Origin of the sequence: Brucella pseudogrignonensis, assembly GCF_002252525.1 — a bacterium.
GTDB classification, from domain to species: Bacteria; Pseudomonadota; Alphaproteobacteria; order Rhizobiales; family Rhizobiaceae; genus Brucella; species Brucella pseudogrignonensis.
On record NZ_NNRM01000004.1, the window covers coordinates 1 to 824 of the forward strand.

The following is an 824-nucleotide window of genomic DNA, read 5'->3' on the forward strand; positions in this document are numbered from 1 at the left end:
GTACGGAAGTAGAACTGTGGACGGTAGTTGGTGAAGAATGGTGTATGACGACCACCTTCGTCCTTGGTCAGAATGTAAGCTTCTGCCTTGAACTTGGTGTGTGGCTTAACCGAACCTGGCTTGCAGAGAACCTGACCACGTTCAACGTCTTCACGACCAACGCCGCGAACCAGTGCGCCGATGTTGTCGCCAGCCTGGCCCTGATCGAGCAGCTTGCGGAACATTTCAACGCCGGTAACGGTCGTCTTGCCGGTTGCCTTGATGCCGACGATTTCGACTTCTTCGCCAACCTTGACAATACCGCGCTCAACGCGACCAGTAACAACCGTACCACGACCCGAAATCGAGAACACGTCTTCGATTGGCATCAGGAATGGCTGGTCGATTGGACGCTCTGGAGTTGGGATGTACGAGTCAACTGCGTCCATCAGGTTGCGGATTGCGTCTTCGCCGAGTTCCTTCGAGGAATCTTCGAGAGCTGCAAGAGCCGAACCCTTAACGATTGGCACTTCGTCGCCTGGGAAGTCGTACTTCGACAGAAGTTCACGAACTTCGAGTTCTACGAGTTCGAGAAGTTCAGCATCGTCAACCTGATCGCACTTGTTCAGGAACACGACGATCGCAGGAACGCCAACCTGACGAGCGAGCAGGATGTGCTCACGGGTCTGTGGCATCGGGCCGTCAGCTGCCGAAACAACCAGGATCGCGCCGTCCATCTGTGCAGCGCCGGTGATCATGTTCTTAACATAGTCAGCGTGGCCTGGGCAGTCGACGTGTGCGTAGTGACGGTTTGCAGTTTCATATTCAACGTGAGCCGTCGAAAT

At 54.9% G+C, this 824-nt stretch carries 1 protein-coding gene; it reads right to left on the minus strand.

The annotated features are described in order from the left end of the window. On the minus strand, window positions 1–824 hold an 824-nt coding region (gene tuf, locus CEV34_RS01280), incomplete at both ends, for an elongation factor Tu (RefSeq protein WP_094543141.1).